The sequence below is a fragment of the Actinomyces sp. ICM39 genome (genome assembly GCF_000282935.1).
Classification (GTDB): Bacteria; Actinomycetota; Actinomycetes; order Actinomycetales; family Actinomycetaceae; genus Pauljensenia; species Pauljensenia odontolytica_B.
Genome location: NZ_ALCB01000033.1, coordinates 1 through 25,079, shown reverse-complemented (window position 1 = coordinate 25,079; position 25,079 = coordinate 1). Strand labels below are relative to the sequence as shown.

Genomic DNA, 25,079 nt, shown 5'->3' with positions numbered 1-25,079 from the left:
CCACCGGCGCACACAGCGGCCGGGGCCTCCGGCGCCCGGAACACCCGTGGAGCCACAAGCACCCACACGAAACGAGGCCGCGACCGGTTTCCCGGCCGCGGCCTCGCCGCGCTCAATCAGCGCTACTCAGCAGAGCAAGCGCCAGCAATCAGGCGGTCATGTCCACGTGATCCTCGACCGCGGCGCGGCCAGCCTCGAGGCGGGCGACGGGGACTCGGAACGGGGAGCAGGACACGTAGTCGACACCCACGTTGTGGAAGAAGTGGATCGACTGCGGGTCGCCACCGTGCTCGCCACACACGCCGAGCTTGATGTTCGGCTTGGTGGAGCGGGCGCGGCGCACGCCCTCGGAGACCAGGGTGCCCACGCCGTGGACGTCGATGGACTCGAAGGGGGAGACGCCGAAGATGCCGGCCTCGATGTACTGCGGGAAGAACACGCCCTCGACGTCGTCGCGCGAGAAGCCCCACACGGTCTGCGTCAGGTCGTTGGTGCCGAAGGAGAAGAAGTCGGCTTCCTCGGCGAGGTCCTCGGCGGTCATGGCGGCGCGCGGCAGCTCGATCATGGCGCCGATGGACACGCCGGACAGGTCCACGCCGTGGGCGGCGGCGACGGAGGCGATGATGCCTTCGCCTTCCTCGCGCACGAGCTGGAGCTCACGCACGGAGCCGACGAGCGGGACCATGATCTCGGGACGCGGGTTGAGGCCGCGGGCCACGAGCTCGGCGGCTGCCTCGCACAGGGCGCGCATCTGCAGGGCGAACAGGCCGGGCAGGTAGATGCCCAGGCGCACGCCGCGCAGGCCCAGCATGGGGTTCTGCTCGTGCATGCGACGGACCTCGACGAGCATGGCCTCGTCGGCGGGGTCGAGGGTACCGGTGGCCTTGCCGACGGCGACCTTCGTCTCCAGCTCGATGAGGGCGGGCATGAACTCGTGGAGCGGCGGGTCGATGAGGCGCACGGTCATGGCCTTGCCGTCCATGACCTCGAGCATCTCGAGGAAGTCCTGCTTCTGGAGCTTCTCGAGCTCGTTGAAGGCGGCCTGGCGCTCGTCGGAATCGGGGGCCGAGAGGATCGCGCGCTCAACGAGCGGGCGACGCTCACCCAGGAACATGTGCTCGGTGCGGCACAGGCCGATGCCCTCGGCGCCGAAGGCGATGGCGCGCTTGGAGTCGAGGGGGGTGTCGGCGTTGGCGCGCACGCGCAGGCGGCGGACCTTGTCGGCGTGGCCGAGGAGCTTGTCAACAGCCTCGACGAGCTCGCGGGTGCCCTGGTCCTCGCCGGCGGCGGCGATGCCGGCCTCGAGGCCGTCTGCCAGGTAGGTGGTGACGGGCGAGTCGGCGACGGGGACCTCGCCGCGGAAGATCTCGCCGGTCTGGCCGTCGATGGCGATGGTGTCGTCGGCGGTGAGGACCAGGTCGCCGATGGTAACGGTGCCGGCGGCTTCGTCGATGACGAGGGATTCGGCGCCACACACGCAGGTCTTGCCCATGCCGCGGGCGACGACGGCGGCGTGCGAGGTCTTGCCGCCACGGGCGGTCAGGACGCCTTCGGCGGCGACCATGCCGGGCAGGTCATCGGGGTTAGTCTCGCGACGCACGAGGACGGTCTTGATGCCCTTATCGGCGGCCTCGACGGCCTGGGCGTTGTTGAAGGCGATCTTGCCGACGGCGGCGCCCGGGGAGGCGGCCATGCCGCGAGCGATGAGCTCCTTTTCAGCCTTGGCGTCGAACTGCGGGAACATCAGCTGGGTGAGCTGGTCGCCGGTGACGCGGCCCAGGGCCTCATCACGGGTGATGAGCTTTTCGCCCAGGAGCTGGGTGGCGATGCGGAACGCGGCGGCGGCGGTGCGCTTGCCGACGCGGGTCTGGAGCATCCACAGCTTGCCGCGCTCGACGGTGAACTCGATGTCACACATGTCGCGGTAGTGGGTCTCGAGCTTGCGCATGATGGCGCGCAGCTCGTCGTAGACGGGCTTGTTGATCTCCTTGAGGGCGGACAGGGGCAGGGTGTTGCGGATGCCCGCAACGACGTCCTCGCCCTGCGCGTTCTCGAGGTAGTCGCCGTAGACGCCGGAGTGGCCGGAGGAGGGGTCACGGGTGAAGCACACGCCGGTGCCAGAGTTTTCGCCCATGTTGCCGAACACCATGGTGCAGATGTTGACGGCGGTGCCCAGGTCGTGGGGGATGCGCTCACGGCGGCGGTAGATGCGGGCGCGCTCGGTGTTCCAGGAGCGGAACACGGCCTCGATGCCCATGTCCATCTGGGTGCGCGGGTCCTGCGGGAAGTCCTTGCCGGTCTGTTCCTTGACGATGCCCTTGAAGGTGTCGACGAGGCCCTTGAGGTCCTCGGCGGTCAGCTCGGTGTCGCCCTTCACGCCGCGCGCGGCCTTGAGCTCGTCGAGGGCGTCGGAGAAGAGGTCGCCGTCGATGTCGAGAACGGTCTTGCCGAACATCTGGATGAGGCGGCGGTAGGAGTCCCACGCGAAGCGCTCGTTACCGCTAACGGCAGCAAGGCCGAGAACGGACTCATCGTTGAGGCCGATGTTCAGGACGGTTTCCATCATGCCGGGCATGGAGAACTTGGCACCGCTTCGCACGGAGACGAGGAGCGGGTCGGAGGGATCGCCGAGGTGGCGGCCCATCTGGTCTTCGACGCCGCGCAGGGCGGTGGTGACCTCGGTGGCAAGCGACTCGGGAACCGTCGACTCCTTGAGGTATGCGCGGCACGCCTCGGTGGTGATCGTGAAGCCGGGGGGAACGGGCAGACCGAGCTTCGTCATCTCGGCGAGGTTGGCTCCCTTTCCTCCGAGGAGGTCCTTCATGGACTTGTCGCCCTCGGAGAAGTCGTATACGTACTTGACCATCGTGGTTCTCAACTTCCTTGTATGCGATGACCGGCCCACCTGTGGGCCGCTACCAGGGGTAAGGATACACGCATCAAGGGACCAAGGTCACCTCAAGGCGCGCGAGAGCATGATTGTCCTTACATAGACGAGGCAGGAGAACCTTTCCCGGTATCACCCACTCGCGAGAAAGCAACAAAAATGCAGGTGGGGCAGGCCCGAAGGCCCGCCCCACCTGCGTCAATCAGCCGTGTCAGCGCACGCGGAACTCGATCGTGGTTCCCTCGCCCACGTCGATGAGGTCGCCGTCGTTCAGGGCAATCGTCACCATGGGGGTGACGTCCTGGAACGAGCCGTCGGCGTGACGCAGGACGGTGCCGTTCGCACTGCCCAGGTCCATGAGGGCCCAAGAGCCGGGGGTCGTCATCATGACGGCGCAGTGCGAGCGAGAAATCTCGGTCTGCGGGCTGGGCACGCGCAGGACCGTAGCCACGGGACGGCCGGTCAGCGCACGCGCGTCGGGGTCACGGCCGATGACGACGTCACGGGAGACCTCGACGGGCACGGTACCACCGTGGATCAGGAAGGCGACGGGGGCAGCGGGGCCCGAGTTCGCGGGGGCGAGACGCAGGATGGTCGCCTCCGTGTCGGTCTCGGCGCCCAGGTCAGCCAGGCCCTCGGCGCTCATGGCCTCGGGGATGGCGGGAGGCTCAGCGACGGGAGCCTCAGCGACAACCTCGGACGAGGCCGGGGTGCCGGACTCGCCGAAACCGCCCGCACGCTCGGCGGACTCAGCGGTGTCGACCGGCGGCTCCTCGGCGTCGGCGACGACGTAGAGCTCACCGGAGGGCTGCTCGGCATCCTTCACAGGCGCCTCTTCGTGCGGCTCTTCCTCGACCTGCTCGTCCGAGGCCTCGGGGGCCTCAGGCGCATCGTCGGTGTCGGGGTTGCGCGACGCGGGGGCCAGCGACACGGGGCCGTTGCTGGTCGCGGCGAGGAACTGGGCCTCGACGGCGGCCAGATCCACGGAGGCGGTGTGCACGGACGGTTCCGGCAGCTCCTCGCGGGCCTCGCGACGGGCGCGACGCTCATGGTCCGGGATGTCGGGGTTGATGAGGAAGCCCATGGTGTCGACGGGCATCGAGGCGAGGGCCTCGACCTCGTCGAGCGCGCGACCAATGCGGATCTCGCCTGCCTCGACGCGGTCGGCGGCGGGCACCATCCAGGTCACCTCGTCGCCGTCGATGATGGTGGCCTCGAAGGTCTGCCACTCGCCGGGGTTGAAGGGCCACGCCCAGATCGGGTCGGTCCACACCTGTTCGGTGATCTGACCGGCGGCGCGCATGCGCAGCTGAATGTTGCCCAGCACGGTCAGGTAGGGCTGCTCGCCCGCGCAGTCCAGCAGCAGGACGTCGCCCTTTTCGGCCTGGACGTGGGCCAGCCACGCCTGGGTGTCGGCGCGTCCCCACACCACGTCGGCGGCGGAGTCCGCGAAGTCGAGCGGAACCAGTGCCGCACCGAGGGGGCCCGTGACGAGCATCGCGCCCTGTCCGCGACACAGGAAGCGTCCAATCTGAAGCATCAGTTACTGCCTTCTCTACGAGGAACCCGGCGAGCGGTCTCAATCGACGCCGGACGTACTGGTTGAATCATTCGATTCATGACATTCGCTGTCAATGTTACTCGTGATTTGGTTCCTGCGTAAACTACAACAGCGGTCGTATTGTCCCGAGTACCCGCCTCCAGCGACGCTCGAACGAGTCTGTCAGCGGTACCCTGCGGACCGTCACCGGCCGCAACAACCGCATGAATCTGCGAATCACTGAGGACGCCGTGCACACCATCTGTACAGATAACGGCCCGATCACCCTCTTCCAGCGGCATGATTGTGTAGTCGGCTTTCACACTTCCGGTCTGGCCGGCCCCCAGCGCCTTTGTTACAACATTTGCGGGAGGGATCACACGCGGAGCGCCGGAGGTGGCCGCAAGGTCACGTGCCTCCTGCAGTGCCGAATGGTCGTGAGTGAGTTGTCGGATGCCTCCGCCGCCCACGACATAGGCGCGCGAATCACCCACGTTAAATGACAGCCAGTAGGGCCCTTCCGTGGTGCGCAGCACCATGAGCCCCGACAGCGTCGTACCGGGCGCGCTCATCGGATTGTCGGCTGGCGCCAAGGAAGCGACCGCCGTGGCCGCCGCGTCGATCGCCACAGACAGGTCCACGAGGTCGACAGGACGATTGCCGAGGCGCTGAGGGCTCAGATACTCCTGCAGCGTAATGACAGCCTTCGACGAGGCCTGCGCACCCCCCAGGTGACCGCCCATCCCGTCTGCGACAGCGAAGACAGGAGGAACCGCCAGCCACGAGTCCTCATTCTCGGAGCGGACCGGACCGATGTCGGTCGACGCGCCCCATCGAACTGCGGGTCGTTCCGCATGTTCTTCTAGAGACATGTGCCTTCATCCTTTAGCTGCGTTGAGCGCGAGGGACTACGCGCGATACTGACCATTTTACACCCGACGTGACCGGCGTCTCGTCTGACACCGACGGACTGCGGGCAAGAAAAGCGAACCGATTGAATGATGTGTGTCACGGGACCTCCACGCAGGCCTGCACCGGGTCCGACATGCGTCCGGACGAACGAGACACCGTCGTGATCTCGATACAGTTCTCACCGCTCGCACCGTCGACGGTTACGCTCGCCGTCTCCACGCGACCACGCGAAGCACCGGCTGCACCAGACCCCTCATAGGCGTACAAGATGTCCGCGGGAGCGGGTCCCACAGGCGCCGTCCACGTCCAGGTCACCATTCCGTCGGAGTACTCCCCGACCAGACCAGACACCTTCGGGGGAGCAGCGCCCAACGCATCGCCCGGAGCCGCGGAGGGGCTCGTCGCCTGAGGCGCGGGAGAGATTCGCGTGAACGACCCCTGGCCGCGGAGCATCCCCACCACGAGGCCGGCCGCGATCACCGCAGCCAGCAGCGCCAGGAGCACACCCGCCACAGGCGACATGCCCTTCTTGGCCGCCGCGGATCCTTCGACGACGCGGCGAGCCGAAACCTCGTCCGCGTCCGCGGAACGCTCGATCTTCCACGAGTCCGCCACGGCCTCGACACCGCCGGAGCCGGCCCCACCCTCGAAGGAGTACGAGGCCGAGGAGCGCAGGCGCGTCGCATCTGGGTCGATCAGCGGGGCGCCGCGCAGACGCGTCTTCTGATCACCAGAGACGGGAGCGACAGCCTTGGATCGCTTCTCCTTGATCTCCATCTCGGTGCGCGGCAGGCCGAGCTCCTGCTGAACGCGCTGCAGACCCTGGCCGAACTCCATCGCAGAGGGCGTGCGCTCGTTCGGATCAATCGTCATCGCGGCGCGCAGCACGCGCTCCAGCTCCGCCGGAGCATCCGCGCGGCCCAGGCCACGCATGCGTCCGCGCTGCACGCGGTTCGCGATGGAGGCGGCCGAGTTATCGCCGATCGGATCCTCGAAGGGGCTGCGCCCCGTCACGAAAGTCCACGTCGTCGCCGCCAGCGCCCACACGTCCTGCAGGGGCGAGGCCGGAGAATTCACGTCCTGCTGCTCCGGAGGCGCCCACAGCACCGAAAAACCATCGAAGGCACCGACTTCCAGCTGCCCAACTTTCGAGGCCACGCCGAAGTCCGCGAGCACAGGCTTGCCGTAGGAATCCAGCATGATGTTCGACGGCTTAATGTCGCGGTGCACGTAGCCCTGGCGATGGAACATCTCCACGCCGCCACTGATCTTGATCATGGTATCGAGGGCCTTCTCGAGTGACATCGGGCGCGCACGCACCTGCGTGAGCAGATCCGCCACCGGACAATACTCCATGATCAGGTAGGCGCGACCGTCCGCCGTCGTCCCCACTCCGTGCAACTCAACGACCGAGGGGTGGCCTGCCAGCAGGGTCATCGCATCAGCTTCGCGGTGCAGTTCCTTCGTGCCGCGCTCGTCGCCCTGCGTGCGCACGACCTTGATGGCCACCTCACGACTGGGCAGCTCCTGACGGTACAGGAAGACGTCAGCGAAGCCACCCTGTCCCAACGGGCGCACCCACTGGAAGCCGGGAATATCAGGGCCCTTCATGCCCGCAACCGGAGGGGTCACTGATTCTCCTCCTCGTTCATCGTGCGCGCGATTGACGCACTCAGGCGCAGCTTGCGGCGCATGCGCAGGCTGCGCAGGGACAGCGCGCGACGAACGCGCGCAAAGAATCCGGCACGCTTGCCCACCTGGGAGCGCAGGGCACCCACCTGCTCCCATGCATCACGCGCACGGTCGCGGGAGGCGCCGTTAGACGCGAAGTTTGCGACGTCCGCGTAGCGGGCGATCACGACCGGGGCGGGCACGTCGTCACCGAAGCGGCTCCAGCCGTCGATCACGTAGCGCCCCTGACCGGCCTCGGGCTCGTCCACCTCGACGGAATCCGTCGATCCGTCATCACCATGGCGAACCTCGCCCGTCACCAGCGTGAAGGGGTCGCCCGGGTCTTCGCCGAGGTCCCACTGTGAGGCCAGCGACCAGGCGGTCTCCTGACGCGTGCGTCCCACATCAATACGCAGGCCGGAGTCCGCGGCGAGATCCACGACCTCGTCCCAGGAGCCGACAAGCGCATCCGCGGCGGCAGCGCGGCGACGACGCCTCCGGCGACCCGCCTTGAAGAGCAGGACCATCAGCGGCGGCAGCAGCAGGAGCAGGATGCCACCCGAAATACCGGCAACGACTCCCCACGGGAAAGGCTCCTCCGGGGGCGCCATCGGATCAGCGTTCTGGTCGCGCGTCGTCGGCGGCAGCTCGGCGGGAGCCTCCGGGGGCTCCGGCGGCTGCAGCACCTGCGGACGCGGCACGCTACGAGGCTTGGGGACCTGCGTCTGCGGCGTGTGGTCGCGCGGCGGCGTCGGGTCGAAGACCGCCCAGTTGCCACCCGCGAACTCGACCTCGACCCACGCGCGAATATCGGAACCGCGCAGGCTCGCGGCACCGCCCTGGGAGCCACCCTCCGGGTAGGCGCCCATGACCACGCGGGCGTTGATACCCAGCTGATGCAGCATGAGCGCCATCAGCGCCGAATACTGCTGGTCGTCACCGATGAGGTCGCCGTCCTCGGAGAGCATGCGCTCAAGACGGTCGGCCCGCACGCCCGGGCGGGAGAACTGCGTGTTCTCGTTGAGGTAGAAGCCGTTCGTCGACAGGTAGTGCTCGATCGCGCGCGCGGCCGCCAACACGGTCGACGCGTTCTGCGTGATCTCAGCGGCCTTCGTGGCTACAGCGTCGGGCACGTTGGTATCGGACATGTTGAAAGGCATGACCGCGAGGGAAGCCAGGTCCTCGTCGCGCACGGGGGCCGTGAAGGTGGTCGTCACGTTGTAGCTCATCGTCCCAGCGGGGCCGGTCGTCAGCGCGGCGTTCGCCCACGTGTCGACAAACAGGCCATCCTTCTGGGCGGTGGCGGCGCTGCCCGTGAAGGTAATCTGCGAGGGCTCACCCAGCACGGGCACCCACGGCCCGGACATCCCTCTGGTCTCCACCGTCACGACGGACTGCCCCTCGACACGGCCGGGGATCGTCGTTTCGACCGGGATATACCCCGTGTGCGTATCGTCGCGCTTGTTCGACATGCCGAAGGTCGTGCCGTCGTACACGTCCATCGCGGCGATACGCACGCGCTGATTCTCCGGCAAGTCGGAGATGGTCATGAGAGTCTCGTCCTTCAGGTCCGTCGTGTAATGGCGGAACGAGGACATCGGAGAGGGGTAGGCCTGGATGTCGAGCGGCGGCTGGACCAGGTCGCGTCCCACGACGCGCGTGCCGGACTTGCCCAAGTAGGAGGCGGCGGGCAGAGCGACGCCCACGGAGACCGCGAGCACCGCAAGCGCGCCCACGAGGCGGGTCCACACGTAGACGGTCGAGCGAGACTCGCGTCCGACGGTGTTGTCCGTGCCGGGGGCGCTCGATCGGCCCACGAGGACATCCTGGCCCAGGGTGATGCGCTGATACTGCGCGGCACCCGCCCACCAGGCGGCCAGGAGCGCCCACCAGATCAGGACCACCCACAGGGGCAGCGGGTTTTTCGCAAGGCCGAAGAAGACCGCGATGACGCCCATGAGGACGAGGGGGATGGAGCCCAGGACCGCACGGCCAAATCGCGCGGTGACGACACCGGCGAGGAAAGCGAGGAGCAGGCCGCTCATCCACGGCACGAGGGCGGGGCCGGAGTAGACCGACACGGGCGCCGTCAGCGTGAGGAGGTCCTTCCAGGCGCGGAAGGAACCCAAGACCATGACCTGCAGCGTCTTGCCGGTGGGCAGGACGCCGAAGAGCGCCTCGGAGCGCAGCGCTGCGGCGCTTCCCAGCAGGAAGTAGGTGGCAAGAACGCCGAGCGCACTCGTCACCGCGTCCCAGCGCCAGCGCGTCGCGGCGGCGGCCAAGGCCAGGCCGCAGGCGACGCCTGCACCGGCGGCGATGGCGCCCACTCCCCCACCGAACACGGGCTCGAAGGCCCAGACGGGTCCTGCGAAAAGCAGCGCGAGAACCAGGAGGGACCAGATCGGCAGCCGGGTACGGTAGGTCGAAAAGCGCTGCGTAATCGTCAGCAGACGGTTGCGCGTCGTCTTGGACTTAGGGCCCTCGGAGGCGGGTGACGGCCGTGTGCTCGGGCCGGCCTCGCGAATCTCGGTCGCGTCCGTGCTCTCACTGACCTCGCGTACCTGCGTCGAGGCCTCCTCGGGCTGAGCCTGGGGATCAATGCGCTGGGCGCGCGGCTTGGTGTTGACGGTGTCGCTCATGCCAGCCCCCCGGCAACAATGATGCGCGGCAGGTCGTCCAGCGTGGAACAGTCAAGCAGGATACCTCGGCCCAGGTCGCGGCGAGCTCGCTTGCCCTCGGCACCGATACGGATGATAGACACGGGCACGTCAATGGGTGCCAGGCGGGCCAGGTGCGCCGCCTCGCTGTCACTCACCTGCGGGCCGACGATGAGCGTGAGCGCGGAGACGCCGGGGCGCTGCGCCACGGCCTCGCGAACGCGCAGGGGAAGATCCCCAAAGGAGCGCGACGAGACCTCGGACAGCGCGTCGAGCATCCGCATCGCGTGACCGGACGGGAGCCAGGACTCCGTCGTCGTCAGCGACACGGGACGCGACTCGCGCAGGTTCGCCAGGCCCAGCGATCCCGCGACCGACACCGCGGTCTCGAAGGAATCGTGATCCCAGGCGTCGCGGGACGTATCGAGGACGATGACGTGGTGGGAGCGGTGCGTCTCCTCGTACTGGCGCACGATGAGCTTGCCGAGGCGCGCGGTGGACTGCCAGTGTACGGCGCGTCGATCATCGCCCGGCTCGTAGTCGCGCAGGGCGTGGAAGGACACGTCGGAGCTGGACAGCTTGCCGGTGGACACGCCCTCGACGTCCAGCTGGAAGCCTGTCGCGTCGAAGGGAACGCGCACGGTGCGCGGATGCACGTGCAGGACGACGGGCTCGTCCCACATACGCACGCGACGCAGCAGACCCAGCGCGTCCGAGCGCACGGCTCGCGCGGGCCCGATGTTGATGAGGCCTCGGTGACGCGAGGAGATCAGGAACATCTCGTCCCAGGTCTCGTGCGCACCCAGCGGCGGCACGACGAATTCACCGGTCCCCGAGCCGATCGGCAGCTCGATGATGCCCGAACGCACCGAGCGTGAGCGCTCGTTGCGCACCGAAATCTCGCCGACGGCCGTTTGGCCTGCGACGATGCGCTCGTTCGGCACGCGGATCGACACGAGGTGCGGGGGACGCCAGGCGACGCGCAGCGCCGCGATCAACAGCGCGACGGCACCCGCGAGCGCGCAGGCGAGGGCCTCGACCCATTCGAGCGTAACCGCGATTGCCAGGCCCGCAATGATGAAGATGATGACCGCCCAGCCGATCGGCGTAACCGCCGAGGCGAGGGCTTTCAGGGGATGCGAAGGACCGGCCTTCGCCCTGCGGGGCGAGACCATCGTGGGGGTGTCCGTACGCGTCCCTGTCATCGTTGTGTCCGGATGGATCCTTACGCGCCGACCGCGGGAGCGGGCACGGAGGTCAGGGCACGCTGGATGACGCCCTCGGCGGTCGCGCCGGAGAACGCGGCGTCGGGGTCGACGATAACGCGGTGGGCCCACACGGGCACCGCGAGGGCCTTGATGTCGTCGGGCAGGACGAAGTTACGTCCCTGCGCGGCCGCCCACACGCGGGCGCAGCGCACCATACCGATGGCGCCACGGGTGGACACACCCAGCAGCGAGGACTCGTCCTCACGGGTGGCTTCCGCCAGCGCGGCCACGTAGTCGAGGACAGCGCGGTCCGTGTGGTTCGCCGAGGCCAGGGCGGCCCAGGCGACGATGTCCTGACCGCTGACGATGGGGCGCAGGTTCTTCGAACGGTCCGGGGAGGCGGAGCCGTCGAGGACGTCGATCATGGCGCTACGCGAGGGGTAGCCGATCGAGGTCTTCATGAGGAATCGGTCCAGCTGGGCCTCGGGCAGCGGGTAGGTGCCGGCCTGCTCGACGGGGTTCTGGGTCGCGATGACCATGAAGGGCTGGGGGGCGGGGCGGCGTACGCCGTCGACCGTCACCTGGGCCTCTTCCATGACCTCGAGGAGGGCGGACTGCGTCTTGGGCGAGGCGCGGTTGATCTCGTCGGCCAGGACGATTTCCGCGAAGACGGGGCCGGCGTGGAAGACCCACTCGCCGGTCTTCTGGTTGAACATGTTGACGCCGGTGATGTCCGAGGGCAGCAGGTCCGGGGTGAACTGGATGCGCGAGTGCGTGCCGTCGATGACGGCACTGATGGCGCGCGCCAGGGCGGTCTTACCGGTGCCGGGAGCGTCCTCGAGCAGGAGGTGGCCGCCGGCGAACATCGTCGTCAGAGCGAGTCGCACGGCCTGGCGCTTGTCCAGGACCGCCACGGACACGCCGTCGACGAGGCCCTTGAAGACCTGGGCGAACCTGGTTGCATCCTCAATGGAAAGGGTCATGTTTCTACCTTTTGTTGTGTGGCGGGGGGTGGTCTATTCGGCGCGACAGGCGGTGACGGGGTGCTTGGCCAGGAGCTCTGCCGCCGTCGTGGCCTCGGTCAGGATACCCGTAACTTGGGGGTTATCCCGCGAGAAGCGGAACTCGGTGATGGTCGCGGGGCGTCCGGTCTTGACGCTGCACACGATGGTGACATCGGATTGGAACTTCTGGGCGTTCACGGCGTGCAGCGTCATCGAGCCGCACTCCTGCCCGTTTCCGCAGGCCATCTTCCCTTCGAAGGTCGCGTCAATGCTGGTGGGTTGTTCGGCGGTCCTGAACGTGGTCCTCACCTCGCGATGCTGCCCCTTAGTACCGGTGACCTGGACGACTAGCGTGAGGTCACGGCCGGGCGGGAGGTCACCGGCCCACCAATCGGTGAGCGGACCAACCACGGTCTGCTTGGTCGTTCCTTCCAATTCCGCGATCCAGATCTCGGTCTTGGCGATCGTCACGCCGCTAGGAGTATTCAATTTTGCACTCACCGACGTGCCACTGACGCTGGTCTGAACCACGAAGGTCGGGATCTGATCCCCGGCGTCACCGCCGCCGCCGTCGCGCTGGCCGTTGCCGACGACGCCGGAGGCGGCCGTGGTGGGACCCCACACGAAGGAGCCATCATCCTTCTTACCGCGCTGGCAGAAGTAGTAGGTCATCGTGGCTCCGGCCGTAAGAGTACCGATATTGAAGTCCTCCATACCCACTTCGTTCGCACTCGCGTTACACCCATTGGGGTCATGCGTGTAGAACAGGGTCAGGTCGGCGGCCTTGAAGCCGTTGCCTTCCTTCACCCTCGCGCCATAGACGCTCAGCTTGCCCCACTCATTGTTGATGGGCGTGCGCACGTTGGGCGCATCGGGAGCAACCGGGATCGTCTTGGGAGGAGCGAGGTCCTCGTGGACGAGCGCCGGAATGACGTAGCCCGGGGAGGTCGCCGTGTCGCCGTTCTTGTTGCTGACGGTCACGTAGGCGGTGAGGGCCGTGCCGTAGGGGACCGTCATCTGGGTACTGGTCTGGCCCCCCGGGACCTTCTTCGTCATGCCGTTGACCGACACGACCGTCTCGCCCCATTCGGCGCTGCCGGAACTACCCAGGGACCAGGTGATGGTGAGCAGAGCTCCGTTGCCATCGCGCTGCTGGATCGTGTTGCCGTTCGTGATAGTCGGCTGATCGGGGCCGACGCGCGGAGCCGTCGGGATCGCCTGAGCGCCGGACGATGCCGGGGAGTCACCCCTGGCGTTGCGCGCGACGACCGTCACCGTGTAGTTCTCGCCGTTGCGCAGGCCCGAGATGGTGCACGACGTGTCACCACCGGTCGTGCTGCAGCTGGCGGCCGGGCCGTTAGCGGTCGACGCGGTGACCGTGTAGCCGGTGATCGGCGAACCGTTCTCGGCGGGCGCGGTCCACGACACGTCGATCGTGGTGTTTCCGGCCGTCACCGTGGGCTTAGCAGGCTGACTCGGCGCCCCGGAGATGCTCACCGAGCTGGATGCGGAATGCGCGGACTCACCGATGGCGTTCACAGCGGTCACAGTGTAGGTGTAGGAGCGTCCCACGGTCAGTCCACTCACGACACACACGGTGGACGAACAGTCGGCGACCTTCGTGCCGGTGGCGTCGTAGAGGCGGTAACCGGTGATCTGAGAGCCGTTCGAGGCCGGCGCGCTGAACGTCACCCGCGCCGCGTTGGTCCCCACGGCCTCGGCCTGGACGTTCGTCGGCGCATCCGGCTTGCCCGTCACGGTCACCGTGATCGTGCCCTGCACGACGCGCGAAGGATCGCCGAGCTTGTCGTTGACCTGGTAGCCCACGGAGATCGTGCCCGCAGAGCGCGGGGTCACCATGACCGACGTCCCAGAGGATGCGATGTCCGCGTCACCGAGGGAGACTGCGGCTCCGACAAGAGAGATCGGCGTGTCCGGGAAGGGGTTGGTGGCGCGCGAGGCAACGTCGACGATGACGGTCTCCCCGACCTTCGCATTCACGGAGTAGGGGGGCACCTGGATGCGTGGCTTCGTCGTCGTCACGATCTCGACGGGGATCGAGGCGTTAACGGTGTTGCCCTGCTCGTCGGTGACACTCACGGCGATGGAACCGGCGGATCCAGCGGTCGCCTCCTCGGGGGCGGAAACCGTCAGGACGGTGCCGTCGAGGCTTGCGCTCACGGAGCTGGGAGCGGATCCCATCGCGTAGGTGAAGGTCGAGGCATCAGTACCCTCGGGGTCACGCACGGCGAGCGCGAGGTTCTGGGTGACGGCACTGCCGCCGGCCTCGACGCGGATCGCGGTCGGGGCGAAGGTGGGCGGCTGGTTCGTCGTGGCCTTGATGCGCACGGGCAGCGACAGCGAGGCACTCAGCGTGCCCGCGTCGTCGGCGTCGCCGTCCGCGACCTGAATGAGGAACGCGGAGTTGCCGCCGAACGTGGCGGTCGCAGTCAGGGTCAGCTGCGTCGACGAGTCGGCCACGACGGAGTCCAGGCCGGTCTGGATGACCGGGGACGTTCCATCGACGAGGCGGGGGCTGCGGCCCGCTCGAGTGACGACGTAGTCCGACAGGTTAATCGTGCGCGAGGTGCCCGCGTCCATCTCGATGGGCAGGCCAGCGGCACTGAGGAAGGGCGCGGTGGTGTCGCGTCCGGGCACGTTCACGACGGCAGAGTTGGTCTGACCGTCGCGGTCGGTGATCGTGTACACGACGAGGCGCAGGGTGTCGGTGACCGGGATCAGCAGGTCGGATCCATCCACGGAGACGCCCGATTCTGCGGTCGTCACGGACAGCTCGTCGATACTGCCGTCGGGGTCCTCGTCGTTCTCCAGGACCTTGACGCGCACGGCGGAGCCGTCGGTGGGCAGGTCTTCGTAGGCGACGTAGTCGTCGCGTGCGATCGGAGCCTTCAGGGGCGCGTCATCCTGCACGAACACCGTCACGGTGCCACGTGCGGAGCCGCCGCGGCCGTCGCTCACCGTGTAGGAAACCAGGTAGGTTCCAGCCTGCGAGGGCGTGCGGATCTGCAGCGTCGAGGAGGAACGGACCTGCGGGTCGAGCTCGGGAGTGGCCGTCTCGAGGCCGTTTTCCTCCAGGGTGAGGGAGTCACCGTCGGGATCAACGTCGTTGGACAGGACGTTCACGGTCACCATGCGGTCCGGTCGCGTAAGAACGGTGTCAGGCACGGCCACCGGGTTCTGGTTGAGAGAGGGGGCCGCGGAGATCGCGACTCGCACGCGAGCGGAGGCCCGTCCACCCTGGCGGTCGACGACCGTGTAGGTGAAGGAGTCTGTGCCGGAGGCATTCTGGTTCGGCGTGTATTCGATCCAGGTCGCCTTCGCGGTGGCGCTGCCCTTCTGCGGCGAGGAGTCGAGGCCCGTGAGGTTCACGGAGTCGCCGTCGGGATCAATGCCGTCGAGGGTGACCGGGATGCGCGTCGTCTGGCCTGCGGCAGCCCATGCGCTGATGTCGCGGGGGCGCGGAGGCTGGTTCTGATCGGAAGCGGCGAGCACCTCGAAGGTGACCGTACTCGACGCGCGGTTGCCCGCGGAGTCGATGACCGAGTAGGTGACGTCCATGATGCCGGGGGTCGCCCCGGCCTCGAGGCGCACCTGGTTTCCGGTCACGAAGGGGGTGCCGAGGGCGCCCGTCGGGTCGTACCCGAGCGTCGGCTCGACCTGCAGGTTCAGGCCGGCGGGGGAACGGTCGTTCGACAGGACCGACACGGTGCCCACGTCGCCGACGCGCACCTTGGCGCGGTCGGGCTTGAGCACGGGCGGCAGGTCGGAGCGATCGGCAGCGCCGGGAATCACCATGACGTCCGCGGTGGCCTCGCCTTGGCCGTTGGAGACCGTGTAGGAGAAGGTCGCGGTGCGGTCGAGGCCGGAAGGGGCGGTCACGCGCAGCAGGTGACGATCAATGAGAGCGACCTCGAGGCCGGGAGCGTTCTCAGCGTTGACCGATGTGATGGACAGCAGGCCGCCCGCGGGGTCGTAGTCGTTACCGAGCGGAGCCACCAGGACGGAGCCGCCCTGAGGCAGCACGGCCGTGTCGTTCTCGGCGACCGGGGGCAGCGTGGACGCGGCCACGACCTCGACGCGGATGATGCCCAGCGTCGTCGCGATGCCGTCGGAGACGGTGTAGGCGAAGGAGTAGGAACCCGCCGCGGTCGCGCGGAAGTCAATCGTGCCACGGTCCAGGTCCGGCGAGATCGTCGCGCCCGCCGGGGCACCCGAGACGGCGGCGAGGCTCAGCGGATCGCCGTTGGGGTCGGTGTCGTTCTTGAGGGGATCAAGGGTGACGGTCTCGCCGGGGTGCGCCTGGAAGAGGTCGCCATTCGCCGAAGGAGGCAGGTTTCCGGCCTCCTGGACGGTCACGATGAGCTCTCCACGAGTCTCCGCGCCCTGATCGTCCGCAACGGTCAGGACAACGGTCTTCGGGCCGGGCGCACTTCCTGCGTCGGTGAGCGTCAGGGAACCGTCCTCACTGAAGGACGCACCCAGCCCCTCTGGGGCCTCCGCGTTCTTCAGGTAGATCGGGTCGCCGTCGGGGTCGCGCCAGTCGCTCAGCGCCTGGTACTGGATCTGCGCACCCGCGCCGATCTTGACGGTCGATGCGCGCACCTGAGTCGGTGCCGCATTCTGGCTATAGGGGTGAATCGTCACCTGCACGCGGGCAGCCGCTGATGCCTGGCCGTCAGAGGCCTCGTAGGAGAAGGACGTCGAGCCGGTCTGGGTGTCCTCGACCCCGGTGATCTGCAGGGCACGACCGCTGCGCGCCACGGTGATCGACCCCCAGTCGGGAGCGCTGGTCGGGGACGCCGTCAGGACGTCTCCGTCCAGGTCGGAGTCGTTATCAAGGACGGGAAGGATCGTCGAACGCCCGGGGCGGATACCGAATTCATCATCCACGGCCTCGGGCGGAGTGTTTTCCTCGCGCTGCTGCGGGTCGGCAACCTCGTTCGTGAGTTCGGGGCTGTCCTCTTCTTCCTCGGTTTCCTCGAGCTCGTTCTCGACCTCGTCCCAGTTGTCCATGAGGACCATGTTCGAGTCGGGCAGCCACACGCTGCCCTGCGCAACATCGTTGAGAACGATGGCCTTGCGATTGGTGCGGAAGACGATCTCGCGCGCGCTCGTGAGGGTGTCGACGACCATCTGCCTGTTGGCGGAGGGGTCGTCGCACGCGCGCATGTAGGCGCCCGACACGCTCCACGCGCCGTACGCGCAGCCTTCGTGGCGAACCGGGGCGGCGGGGGTACCGCTGACGCCACCCTCGGTGGAGGGAGTGATCGTCGGAGCGCCGCCCGCCAGCGGAATCGACACGAGGGCCGAGGGCGTGGCTAGCAGGACGGAGTCCGCCTTGGGGCCAGCCTGCTGGAGGATGCCGCCTTCCTCGACACCGGCCGCGCTCAGGTTGAGCTGCTTGTTGCCCGGGAGGAAGAGGGTGTTGGATTGCGAGTCCAGGGCGACAACCTGGTCGCCGACGACGGTCACACTCAGGCGGGCGTCGGCGGGGATCCCCTCGATCTGGCCGGTCGATGTCTGGTCGACCGTTCCCTGGTGCGTCACGGTGGTCAGCGTGCCCGATGCGGACAGGGAGTAAACGGAACCGTCGAGGCCGGTCACAAAGGCGCTCGCCCCCATGTTCGAGGCGAGGGCTGCTCCCTCAGAGAGGCTCGCGGGGCTGGGGGCGGTGGCCGAGGTGGTCCACAGCGTGCCGTCGGCAGCATTAAGGACACCGAGGACGTCACCGCCCTGCATCGCGCTCGAACCAGCGGGCAGGGCCGTTGGAGAGCCGAGGGACACCTGGGTCACGTTGACGGGGGCAACGGTCAGAGAGGTGAGGTCGGAGACGGTGACGGTCTCTCCCGCCTGGCCGACGTCGAAGTTCGTGGCCTCGGTACGCAGCGCGCCGTCGAGGATGCGGGCCTCGTAGTCGAGATGGCCGACCATCTGCTTGGACTTGTTGGTCACCCAGATGCCGCCGTCGTTGACGTTGACCTGGGTCACCTCGGCGCCCTTGTAGATGACACCCGCGATGCAGAGCGCAACAACGAGCAGCACGAGGATGAACGCCGGCAGACGGCGCCTCGCACTGATCCGATTGTGTCGCGTTTTCGCGGACATATAGCCTCTCTCGATCGGTGAGCAATACCCCAGAAATAGTGTGGCACGACTACACCGCATACTAATAGTTAACGAGAATCTATCAGATGGGCGATTACTTGACAACTAGAGGGTGGCCCATCGCTGTGCGACGGGCCACCCTCTCAAAGTGACTGGTTTGTCAGTCGAAGATAATTGGCGAGTAAATCACTCTCCATTGAAGGTGAACTTGCGGTCCTTACCCTCTCCGGTGACGCCAACGGTGACAACCTGACCGGGTTGCAGTTCTCCGAACAGGATGCGCTCAGACAGCGCATCCTCGATCTCGCGCTGGATCGCACGACGCAGCGGGCGCGCACCCAGGACCGGGTCGAAGCCCACATCCGCGAGCAGCTCGCGAGCCTCGTCCGTCAGCTGCAGGCGCATGTCCTGAGCCTCCATACGCTTGGCCAGCTTGGCGATCATCAGGTCGACGATGCGCGCAATCTCGGGCTTGGTCAGCGGCGGGAACACGATCGTGTCGTCGACACGGTTGAGGAACTCGGGACGGAAGTGCTGCTTGAGCTCCTCCGCAACCTTCGACTTCATGCGGCCGTAGTCGTGCGTCGAGTTGTCCGCGGTCTGGAAGCCCGTGAGGACACCCTTGTTGATGTCGCGGGTACCCAGGTTTGTCGTCATGATGATGACGGTGTTCTTGAAGTCCACCTTGCGGCCCTGCGAGTCCGTCAGGCGACCCTCTTCGAGGATCTGGAGCAGCGAGTTGAAGATGTCCGGGTGAGCCTTCTCGACCTCGTCGAAGAGGACGACCGAGAACGGCTTGCGGCGGACCTTCTCCGTGAGCTGACCGCCCTCGTCGTAGCCGACGTAACCGGGAGGAGCACCGAAGAGGCGCGAGGCCGTGTGCTTCTCCGAGAACTCGGACATATCCAGCTGGATGAGGGCATCCTCGTCACCGAAGAGGAACTCGGCGAGGGCCTTGGCCAGCTCGGTCTTACCCACGCCGGTCGGGCCGGCGAAGATGAACGAGCCACCGGGACGGTTCGGATCCTTCAGACCCGAGCGCGTACGACGGATCGACTGGGCAAGAGCCTTGACGGCCTCGTCCTGGCCGATGACGCGCTTGTGCAGCTCGTCTTCCATCTTGAGCAGCTTCGCGGTCTCGGTCTGGGTGAGGCGCACGACCGGGATGCCGGTCGACATGGCGAGGACCTCGGCGATCTCCTGATCCCCGACCTCGGCGATCTCGTCGGACTCGCCGCCCTTCCAGGCCTCTTCCTTCGCCTTGCGCTCCTCGGACAGCTTCGACTCCTCGTCACGCAGCGACGCGGCCTTCTCGAAGTCCTGATCGTCGATGGCGGCCTCCTTGTTGCGGCGCACCTCGGCGATCTTCTCGTCCAGCTCGCGCAGCTCCGGCGGCGCGGTCATGCGACGGATGCGCAGGCGCGCGCCGGCCTCGTCAACCAGGTCGATGGCCTTGTCAGGGAGGAAACGATCCGAAATGTAGCGGTCCGCCAGCTCGGCGGCAGCCTGGATCGCCGCGTCCGTGATGATGACGCGGTGGTGTGCCTCGTAGCGGTCGCGCAGGCCCTTGAGGATCTCCACCGTCTCGTCGACGCTGGGTTCCTCGACCTTCACCGGCTGGAAGCGGCGCTCGAGGGCCGCGTCCTTCTCGATGTACTTGCGGTACTCGTCGTTCGTGGTCGCGCCGATCGTCTGGAGCTCGCCGCGGGCCAGCATGGGCTTGAGCATCTGGGCTGCGTCAATCGAGCCCTCAGCAGCGCCCGCACCGACGAGGGTGTGGATCTCGTCGATGAACAGGATGATGTCGCCACGCGTGCGGATCTCCTTGAGGACCTTCTTCAGGCGCTCCTCGAAGTCGCCGCGGTAGCGCGAGCCGGCGACCAGCGACCCCATGTCAAGGCTGTAGATCTGCTTGTCCTTGATGGTCTCGGGCACGTCGCCGTGCACGATCGCCTGGGCGAGGCCCTCGACGACCGCGGTCTTACCGACGCCGGGCTCACCGATCAGGACCGGGTTGTTCTTCGTGCGGCGCGAGAGGACCTGCATGACGCGCTCCATCTCGACGCGGCGGCCGATGACGGGGTCCAGCTTGTTCTCGCGCGCAGCCTGCGTCAGGTTGCGGCCGAACTGCTCGAGGATCGCGGAGTTGGAACGCTCGGGACCGCCCGAACCACCGACGCCTGCACCGACTGACTCGCGGCCCTCGTCATCGCCGCGCTGGTAGCCGCTGAGCATCTGGATGACGGTCTGACGCACCTGCGCCAGGTCCGCGCCCTGCTTGGTCAGCACCTGGGCGGCCACGCCCTCGCCCTCCTTGAGGAGGCCGAGCAGCAGGTGCTCCGTACCAATGTAGTTGTGGCCCAGCTGCAGGGCCTCCCGCAGGCTCAGCTCGAAGACGCGCTTGGCGCGCGGGGTGAAGGGGATGTGACCCTCGACCGGCTTCTCTCCCTCGCCGATGATCTCGATGACGGAGGCGCGGACGGCCTCGCCCTTGATCTCCATCGTCTCCAGGGCCTTGGCGGCGACGCCCTCACCCTCGGAGATCAGGCCGAGCAGCAGGTGCTCCGTGCCGATGTAGTTGTGCTTGAGACCGCGAGCCTCGTCCTGCGCGAGCACGACGACCCGGCGAGCGCGGTCGGTAAAGCGTTCGAACATGCCTCTCCTCATTTCACAGGACAGGCACTTCGCCGAGCTCGGCGTACACCTGTCCCAGTTGACTGGTTACAGCCTACGGAAAGCTCCCGCGCCGTGCGCGCGCTTTCGCCCTGGGCGCAGGGCCGGGGTCGGGGCCGGAGCGCGGCACGAGGCCGGGGTGAGGCGGCGACGCCGGGCCAGGGACGAGGCCATGGCCGGGGCACGGCACGAACTATCGGCATGTATCTCTGGGAGCCTCACCCCAAAGTCGCATGCAATTCCCCCACACCAGATTTCGCCAACCCCCAGAAACGTTGCAATTGCAACGACCATGTTTCAATGTATGAAAGGTTGCCATGGGAATTGCATGCGACATTGGGGCGAAACCACGCTCTGTGACCACACGCAGATTCCATGCAGCTAGCCCCACAAGAAACACTGCACACCGCTGAGCGCAGGAATGCACTAGTTAGGGGCATTACACCCGTTAAGGGGCATTGCACCAGTTAGGGAGCATTACACCAGTTAGGGAGCATTACACCAGTTCCCAGCTGGTGTAATACCCACCTAAGTGGTGTAACACCACTTAGGAACAAGCGTGGACACGGAGCTGTCGAGAGTATTCAACCCGATCGGCAGGATTCAACCCGATCGGGAAGATTCAACCCGATCAGTAGGGGTTGAACCTTACCGATCAGGTGTAACACCTCATCGGTAGCAAGTGCGAGTGCAGTTTTGCTCGGCCGTACTGGTCCGCAGCGTCACAGCACGACTCTCACGCAAGCACAGTCGCGGCGGGCAGCCCCCGCGACTACGCCTCGACGAGGACCGTGAACGGCCCGTCATTGACCAGCGAGACCTCCATCATCGCCCCGAACTGGCCGGTTTCGACGTGCAGGCCCCGGCCTCGCAGGTCGGCGACGACCGCGTCGACGAGAGGCTCAGCCTCCTCGCCGGGGGCGGCGTGCGCCCACGAGGGACGGCGCCCCTTCCGGGTGTCCCCGTACAGGGTGAACTGCGAGATCACGAGGATCGGGGCGCCCACGTCGAGCGCGGAACGCTCGTCGTCGAGGATGCGCAGCTCGGCGATCTTGCGGGCGACCGTGGCCACCTGCTCCGGGCCGTCGCCACGCTGGACGCCGAGGAGGACGACGAGGCCCTGGCGCTTCTCCCCCGCCTCGTGCGGATCGATGGCGAGGCGGCCGACGACGGTGCCGTCGACGCGGACCTCGCCCGAGGTGGCACGCTGGATGACGGCGCGCATCAGCGCGACCCCAGGGCGGAGCCCAGGCCGCCGAAGCCCGTGGAACCGCCGCGCTGGCCGGCCTCGCGCGAGAGGTCGGCGCCCGGTCGGGTCTCCGGGGACACGGAGGACTTGCCGTGGACGGGCACGATCTCCTCCTGGGCGGCGGCGACTCCGTCAATGTCGAAGACGGTCGTCACGGGCACGGCACGGGCGATCAGCGCGAGGGCGATCGGCCCCTCGTCCGCGTGGCGGGCCGAGGAGGTGATGACACCGACCTGGCGTCCGCCGACCTCGATGGGCGTGCCGGGCGCGGGCAGGTCGCCGCGAGAACCGTCCAGCTGCAAGTAGGTGAGGCGACGCGGGGGCCGTCCGAGGTTGAGGACGCGGGCGATGGTTTCCTGCCCGCGGTAGCAGCCCTTCGTCGTGTGGACGGCGGTGCGCAGCCAGTCCACCTCGGGCGGAATCGCGCGAGCGTCGGTCTCGCGGCCCAGGCGCGGCTTCCACGCGGCGATGCGCATCGCCTCCCACGCCAGGTATCCGGCGCGGCGACGCGAGCCGGCCTCGGGGCACGCAGACAGCCACGCGGCCTCGAACTCGTCCGCAGCCTCGCGTGAAACAGCGTGAAACATCATCGGGGTGCGCGCGCCGGGATGACGCTCGCCCTGGAAGTAGGCGGCCCCGCCGTCCACGACGCCGGGCCAGGGGTCCTCCCAGGTCCACAGGTGTCCGGGCAGGCCGGCCACGGACTCGGGCGCATTCGCGCCCGCGCGCACCGAGGAGAACACGGCGACGTCGCGCTCGGAAACAGCGACGCGCAGCGCAAAACGCATCGACTCGAGGAACGCCACAAACTCCGACACGTCCGAGCGCTCCACGATCAGGTGCAGCGCCTCCCCGTCGTCGCTCGCGCCCGCCCAGTGCTCGACGCGCCCCTCGGGCGAGAGGATCAGCAGCTCGCGGCTCATGCCGGGGACGAGGTCGGTGACGATCTGGGAGGCCAGCGACGTCAGCCACGTCAGCCGATCGGCCCCCGACACAGAGATGACGGCCAGGTCCGGGCGGCGCACCAGCGCACGACCACCCTCGAGGGCCCACTGCTCCCCCGACGGATCCCCGAAGTGCGGGGTCGCGCCGAAGGAGGCCACGGCCTCGTCGACGAACTCGGAATCGGGCGCGGACTCAGACAAGGAAGCCACCCTGGGTGTCGTCGATGCCCTCGATGACCTCGCCGGACTCAGTGGAGGCCTGCGCGGTGCGCATGAGGCGGCCGGAGATCTCGACGTCGGCCTCATCCTCGCCGTCGAGCGTGCGCTCCTGCGTCCACATGAGCTCGCCCGCGACCAGACCGAACATGCGGCCCAGGTGCGTCACGCGGGTCGCGCCCACACCGAGCGCGATCGCGTCGGAGACCATCTGCACGCGCGGGCCGACGCTCACGCCGTCCCACACCGCGCTGTGGCCCTCGGTGGACGCGGAGGTCGCCGTGAATTCGCGGGAGTTGTACTGGCCGGGCGGGGGCAGCGGAGCATCGGAGGGGGCAACGGAGACATACACGGTCTCTTCGCTGATCAGGTCGCCCTTCTGGATAGCAGACAGGCCCTTCGCTGCGTCCCACGTGGGATCGATCGGCTCGGAGGCGACGCCCGCGTACACGCGGGTCACCAGGCGCATCTGCTCGCCGACGACGTCGCCGCGGATCTCCTCGATGACGGGGGAATCCTCGGTGGTTTCTTCCTGGCCGGGGGCGGCAGGGGAGGCGTACATGCCCCACCCCTCCCAGGTTCCAAGCATCCACGCAACGGGAGCGACGAGTGCGGGCAGGTCAGTAGGTATCACCATCATGACTCCAGCCTAACGCCTTGGCTGGACGTGGGCGCGCGAGCCGGGGCGTGCGCAGCTGGCAGCGAACGGGACGAGGCCGGGGCCGGGCCACGCGGAGACCCGAGCGCCCCAGGGCCTCAGATTCCGCCGATGCGGATCATCGCGTAGACGGGAAGGGCGGCAACCAGGAACTTCGCGGCGCCGCGGCCCAGGACGTTGGCGAACTGCGCGGAGGATGCGCGCTCACCCAGGAGCGCATCGACGACCGACACGGCGAAGCCGACGCCGAAGCCGGTGACGCCGCCCAGGGTCAGGAAGGCGGCGAATTCACCGAAACGCTTGGCGATAAAGGGGAAGACGACGGGCAGCAGGTCCGAGGTCTGACCGAGGAACCAGGCGATCGACGCTGCGACGAGGCCCGCGACGATACCGGCGACCATCGCGACGACGACGCCAGCCTTCGCACTGCGCCCGGCGCGCGCGGCCGCTGCGCCGACGATGGCGATCAGAGCCGCCATGGGCACGATGACGGACCAGCGCTCGTGGACGGTCAGGGAGACCCACATGGACCCGGAGGTCACGATGAGGAGGCCGGTGACCGACGAGGCGAGCGCGGCACTCAGGGCCGTGGATCCCCAGTGCTCGCTCGTGTGCCCCACGGAGTGATCGCGGGGTGCGGGCGCGTCCAGGATCGTCGCCGCGACCAGCGCGACCAGCGTGATACCCGTCAGGGGCACTGCGATGTCGAGGTTCTTCCAGTAGGCAACAGCCATGGGAGTGAGCGCCCCACCCAGGGCGAGGACTGCCTGCGCGAGCCACGGCATGTGCAAGCGCGCCAGCGTCGGCCAGCCGAGGGCCAGCAGGAAGGAGGCGAGCGCAACGATGGGACCGACGCTCCAGCGAGACCCGGGTAGCCACCACGCGACGATGGTTGCCGCCGCCAGCAGGGTAACGGTGAGTGTACCGATACTGTTGGGCACGTGCCGGGTGGCCAGGGTGTCGCGGCGACGCCCGCGGCCGGGGCCGCTTCGGGGTCGCGTGGGCGGGGTCGAGGTCATCACGCTTCCATGGTCCCACATCTGCGCCCTTGACGAGGCAGGGGCCACTCGCGCGGGTCGGGTTGCCCGCGCGTGGGGCTGGGTGTCGGTCCCACTTCACGCCGCCATGGCCTCAGCGATGAGGTGCGCGCTGTGGCGCACGCCCCGTGTGGGTTGATGCACGCCGCCACGGGATGCGCGCCAGCGTTGACTGGTCGTACAGTTGTGGGGCACGCCGGACCGGTATGCCCCGGGCTCCAAACTCTGCCGCTACGAGCGGCCTTCGCGCCGACAGGCGCATTCGGTTCGGCGCGCTTTGTCGTACATGCGCGCCGA

13 protein-coding genes are annotated in these 25,079 nt (G+C 67.7%); all 13 read right to left on the bottom strand.

The features are described from left to right. Positions 1–148: 148 nt before the first annotated feature. The 13 genes from ppdK to HMPREF1137_RS01790 all read right to left on the bottom strand — a co-directional run bounded on the left by ppdK (position 149) and on the right by HMPREF1137_RS01790 (position 24,764). Positions 149–2,866: a pyruvate, phosphate dikinase gene (gene ppdK, locus HMPREF1137_RS01850; protein ID WP_007588193.1), complete on the bottom strand. Its 2,718-nt coding sequence runs from the start codon at positions 2,864–2,866 to the stop codon at positions 149–151. A 232-nt stretch (positions 2,867–3,098) separates the two neighbouring features. Further along, complete coding sequence (locus HMPREF1137_RS01845) at positions 3,099–4,427, bottom strand: FHA domain-containing protein (RefSeq protein ID WP_007588192.1); 1,329 nt, start codon at positions 4,425–4,427, stop codon at positions 3,099–3,101. Beyond that, positions 4,427–5,299: a PP2C family protein-serine/threonine phosphatase gene (locus tag HMPREF1137_RS01840; protein ID WP_007588172.1), complete on the bottom strand. Its 873-nt coding sequence runs from the start codon at positions 5,297–5,299 to the stop codon at positions 4,427–4,429. The genes HMPREF1137_RS01845 and HMPREF1137_RS01840 overlap by 1 nt, the downstream gene beginning before the upstream one ends. Before the next feature lie 136 nt (positions 5,300–5,435). Next, on the bottom strand, positions 5,436–6,950 hold the full coding sequence (locus tag HMPREF1137_RS01835) for a serine/threonine-protein kinase (RefSeq protein ID WP_034496332.1): 1,515 nt from the start codon (positions 6,948–6,950) through the stop codon (positions 5,436–5,438). A 17-nt stretch (positions 6,951–6,967) separates the two neighbouring features. Further along, on the bottom strand, positions 6,968–9,649 hold the full coding sequence (locus HMPREF1137_RS01830; protein ID WP_007588174.1) for a transglutaminase-like domain-containing protein: 2,682 nt from the start codon (positions 9,647–9,649) through the stop codon (positions 6,968–6,970). Beyond that, positions 9,646–10,842 (bottom strand): DUF58 domain-containing protein, encoded by a 1,197-nt coding sequence (locus tag HMPREF1137_RS01825; RefSeq protein ID WP_007588191.1) that lies wholly within the window; start codon positions 10,840–10,842, stop codon positions 9,646–9,648. The genes HMPREF1137_RS01830 and HMPREF1137_RS01825 overlap by 4 nt, the downstream gene beginning before the upstream one ends. A gap of 50 nt (positions 10,843–10,892) precedes the next feature. Further along, on the bottom strand, positions 10,893–11,858 hold the full coding sequence (locus tag HMPREF1137_RS01820; protein WP_007588195.1) for an AAA family ATPase: 966 nt from the start codon (positions 11,856–11,858) through the stop codon (positions 10,893–10,895). 33 nt (positions 11,859–11,891) lie between these two features. Beyond that, complete coding sequence (locus HMPREF1137_RS01815) at positions 11,892–18,005, bottom strand: Ig-like domain-containing protein (protein WP_007588199.1); 6,114 nt, start codon at positions 18,003–18,005, stop codon at positions 11,892–11,894. Between the two features lie 186 nt (positions 18,006–18,191). Then, a complete protein-coding gene (locus tag HMPREF1137_RS01810) occupies positions 18,192–20,660 on the bottom strand; it encodes an ATP-dependent Clp protease ATP-binding subunit (protein ID WP_007588198.1) in 2,469 nt (822 codons plus the stop codon). A gap of 790 nt (positions 20,661–21,450) precedes the next feature. After that, positions 21,451–21,903 (bottom strand): D-aminoacyl-tRNA deacylase, encoded by a 453-nt coding sequence (dtd, locus tag HMPREF1137_RS01805; RefSeq protein ID WP_007588194.1) that lies wholly within the window; start codon positions 21,901–21,903, stop codon positions 21,451–21,453. Further along, complete coding sequence (gene ygfZ / locus HMPREF1137_RS01800) at positions 21,903–23,072, bottom strand: CAF17-like 4Fe-4S cluster assembly/insertion protein YgfZ (protein ID WP_007588197.1); 1,170 nt, start codon at positions 23,070–23,072, stop codon at positions 21,903–21,905. The genes dtd and ygfZ overlap by 1 nt, the downstream gene beginning before the upstream one ends. Further along, positions 23,065–23,727 (bottom strand): heme-binding beta-barrel domain-containing protein, encoded by a 663-nt coding sequence (locus HMPREF1137_RS01795; protein WP_034496324.1) that lies wholly within the window; start codon positions 23,725–23,727, stop codon positions 23,065–23,067. The genes ygfZ and HMPREF1137_RS01795 overlap by 8 nt, the downstream gene beginning before the upstream one ends. A 116-nt stretch (positions 23,728–23,843) precedes the next feature. Next, positions 23,844–24,764, bottom strand: coding sequence for a hypothetical protein (locus HMPREF1137_RS01790; protein WP_007588184.1), 921 nt, complete (start codon positions 24,762–24,764; stop codon positions 23,844–23,846). Between the last annotated feature and the right edge of the window lie 315 nt (positions 24,765–25,079).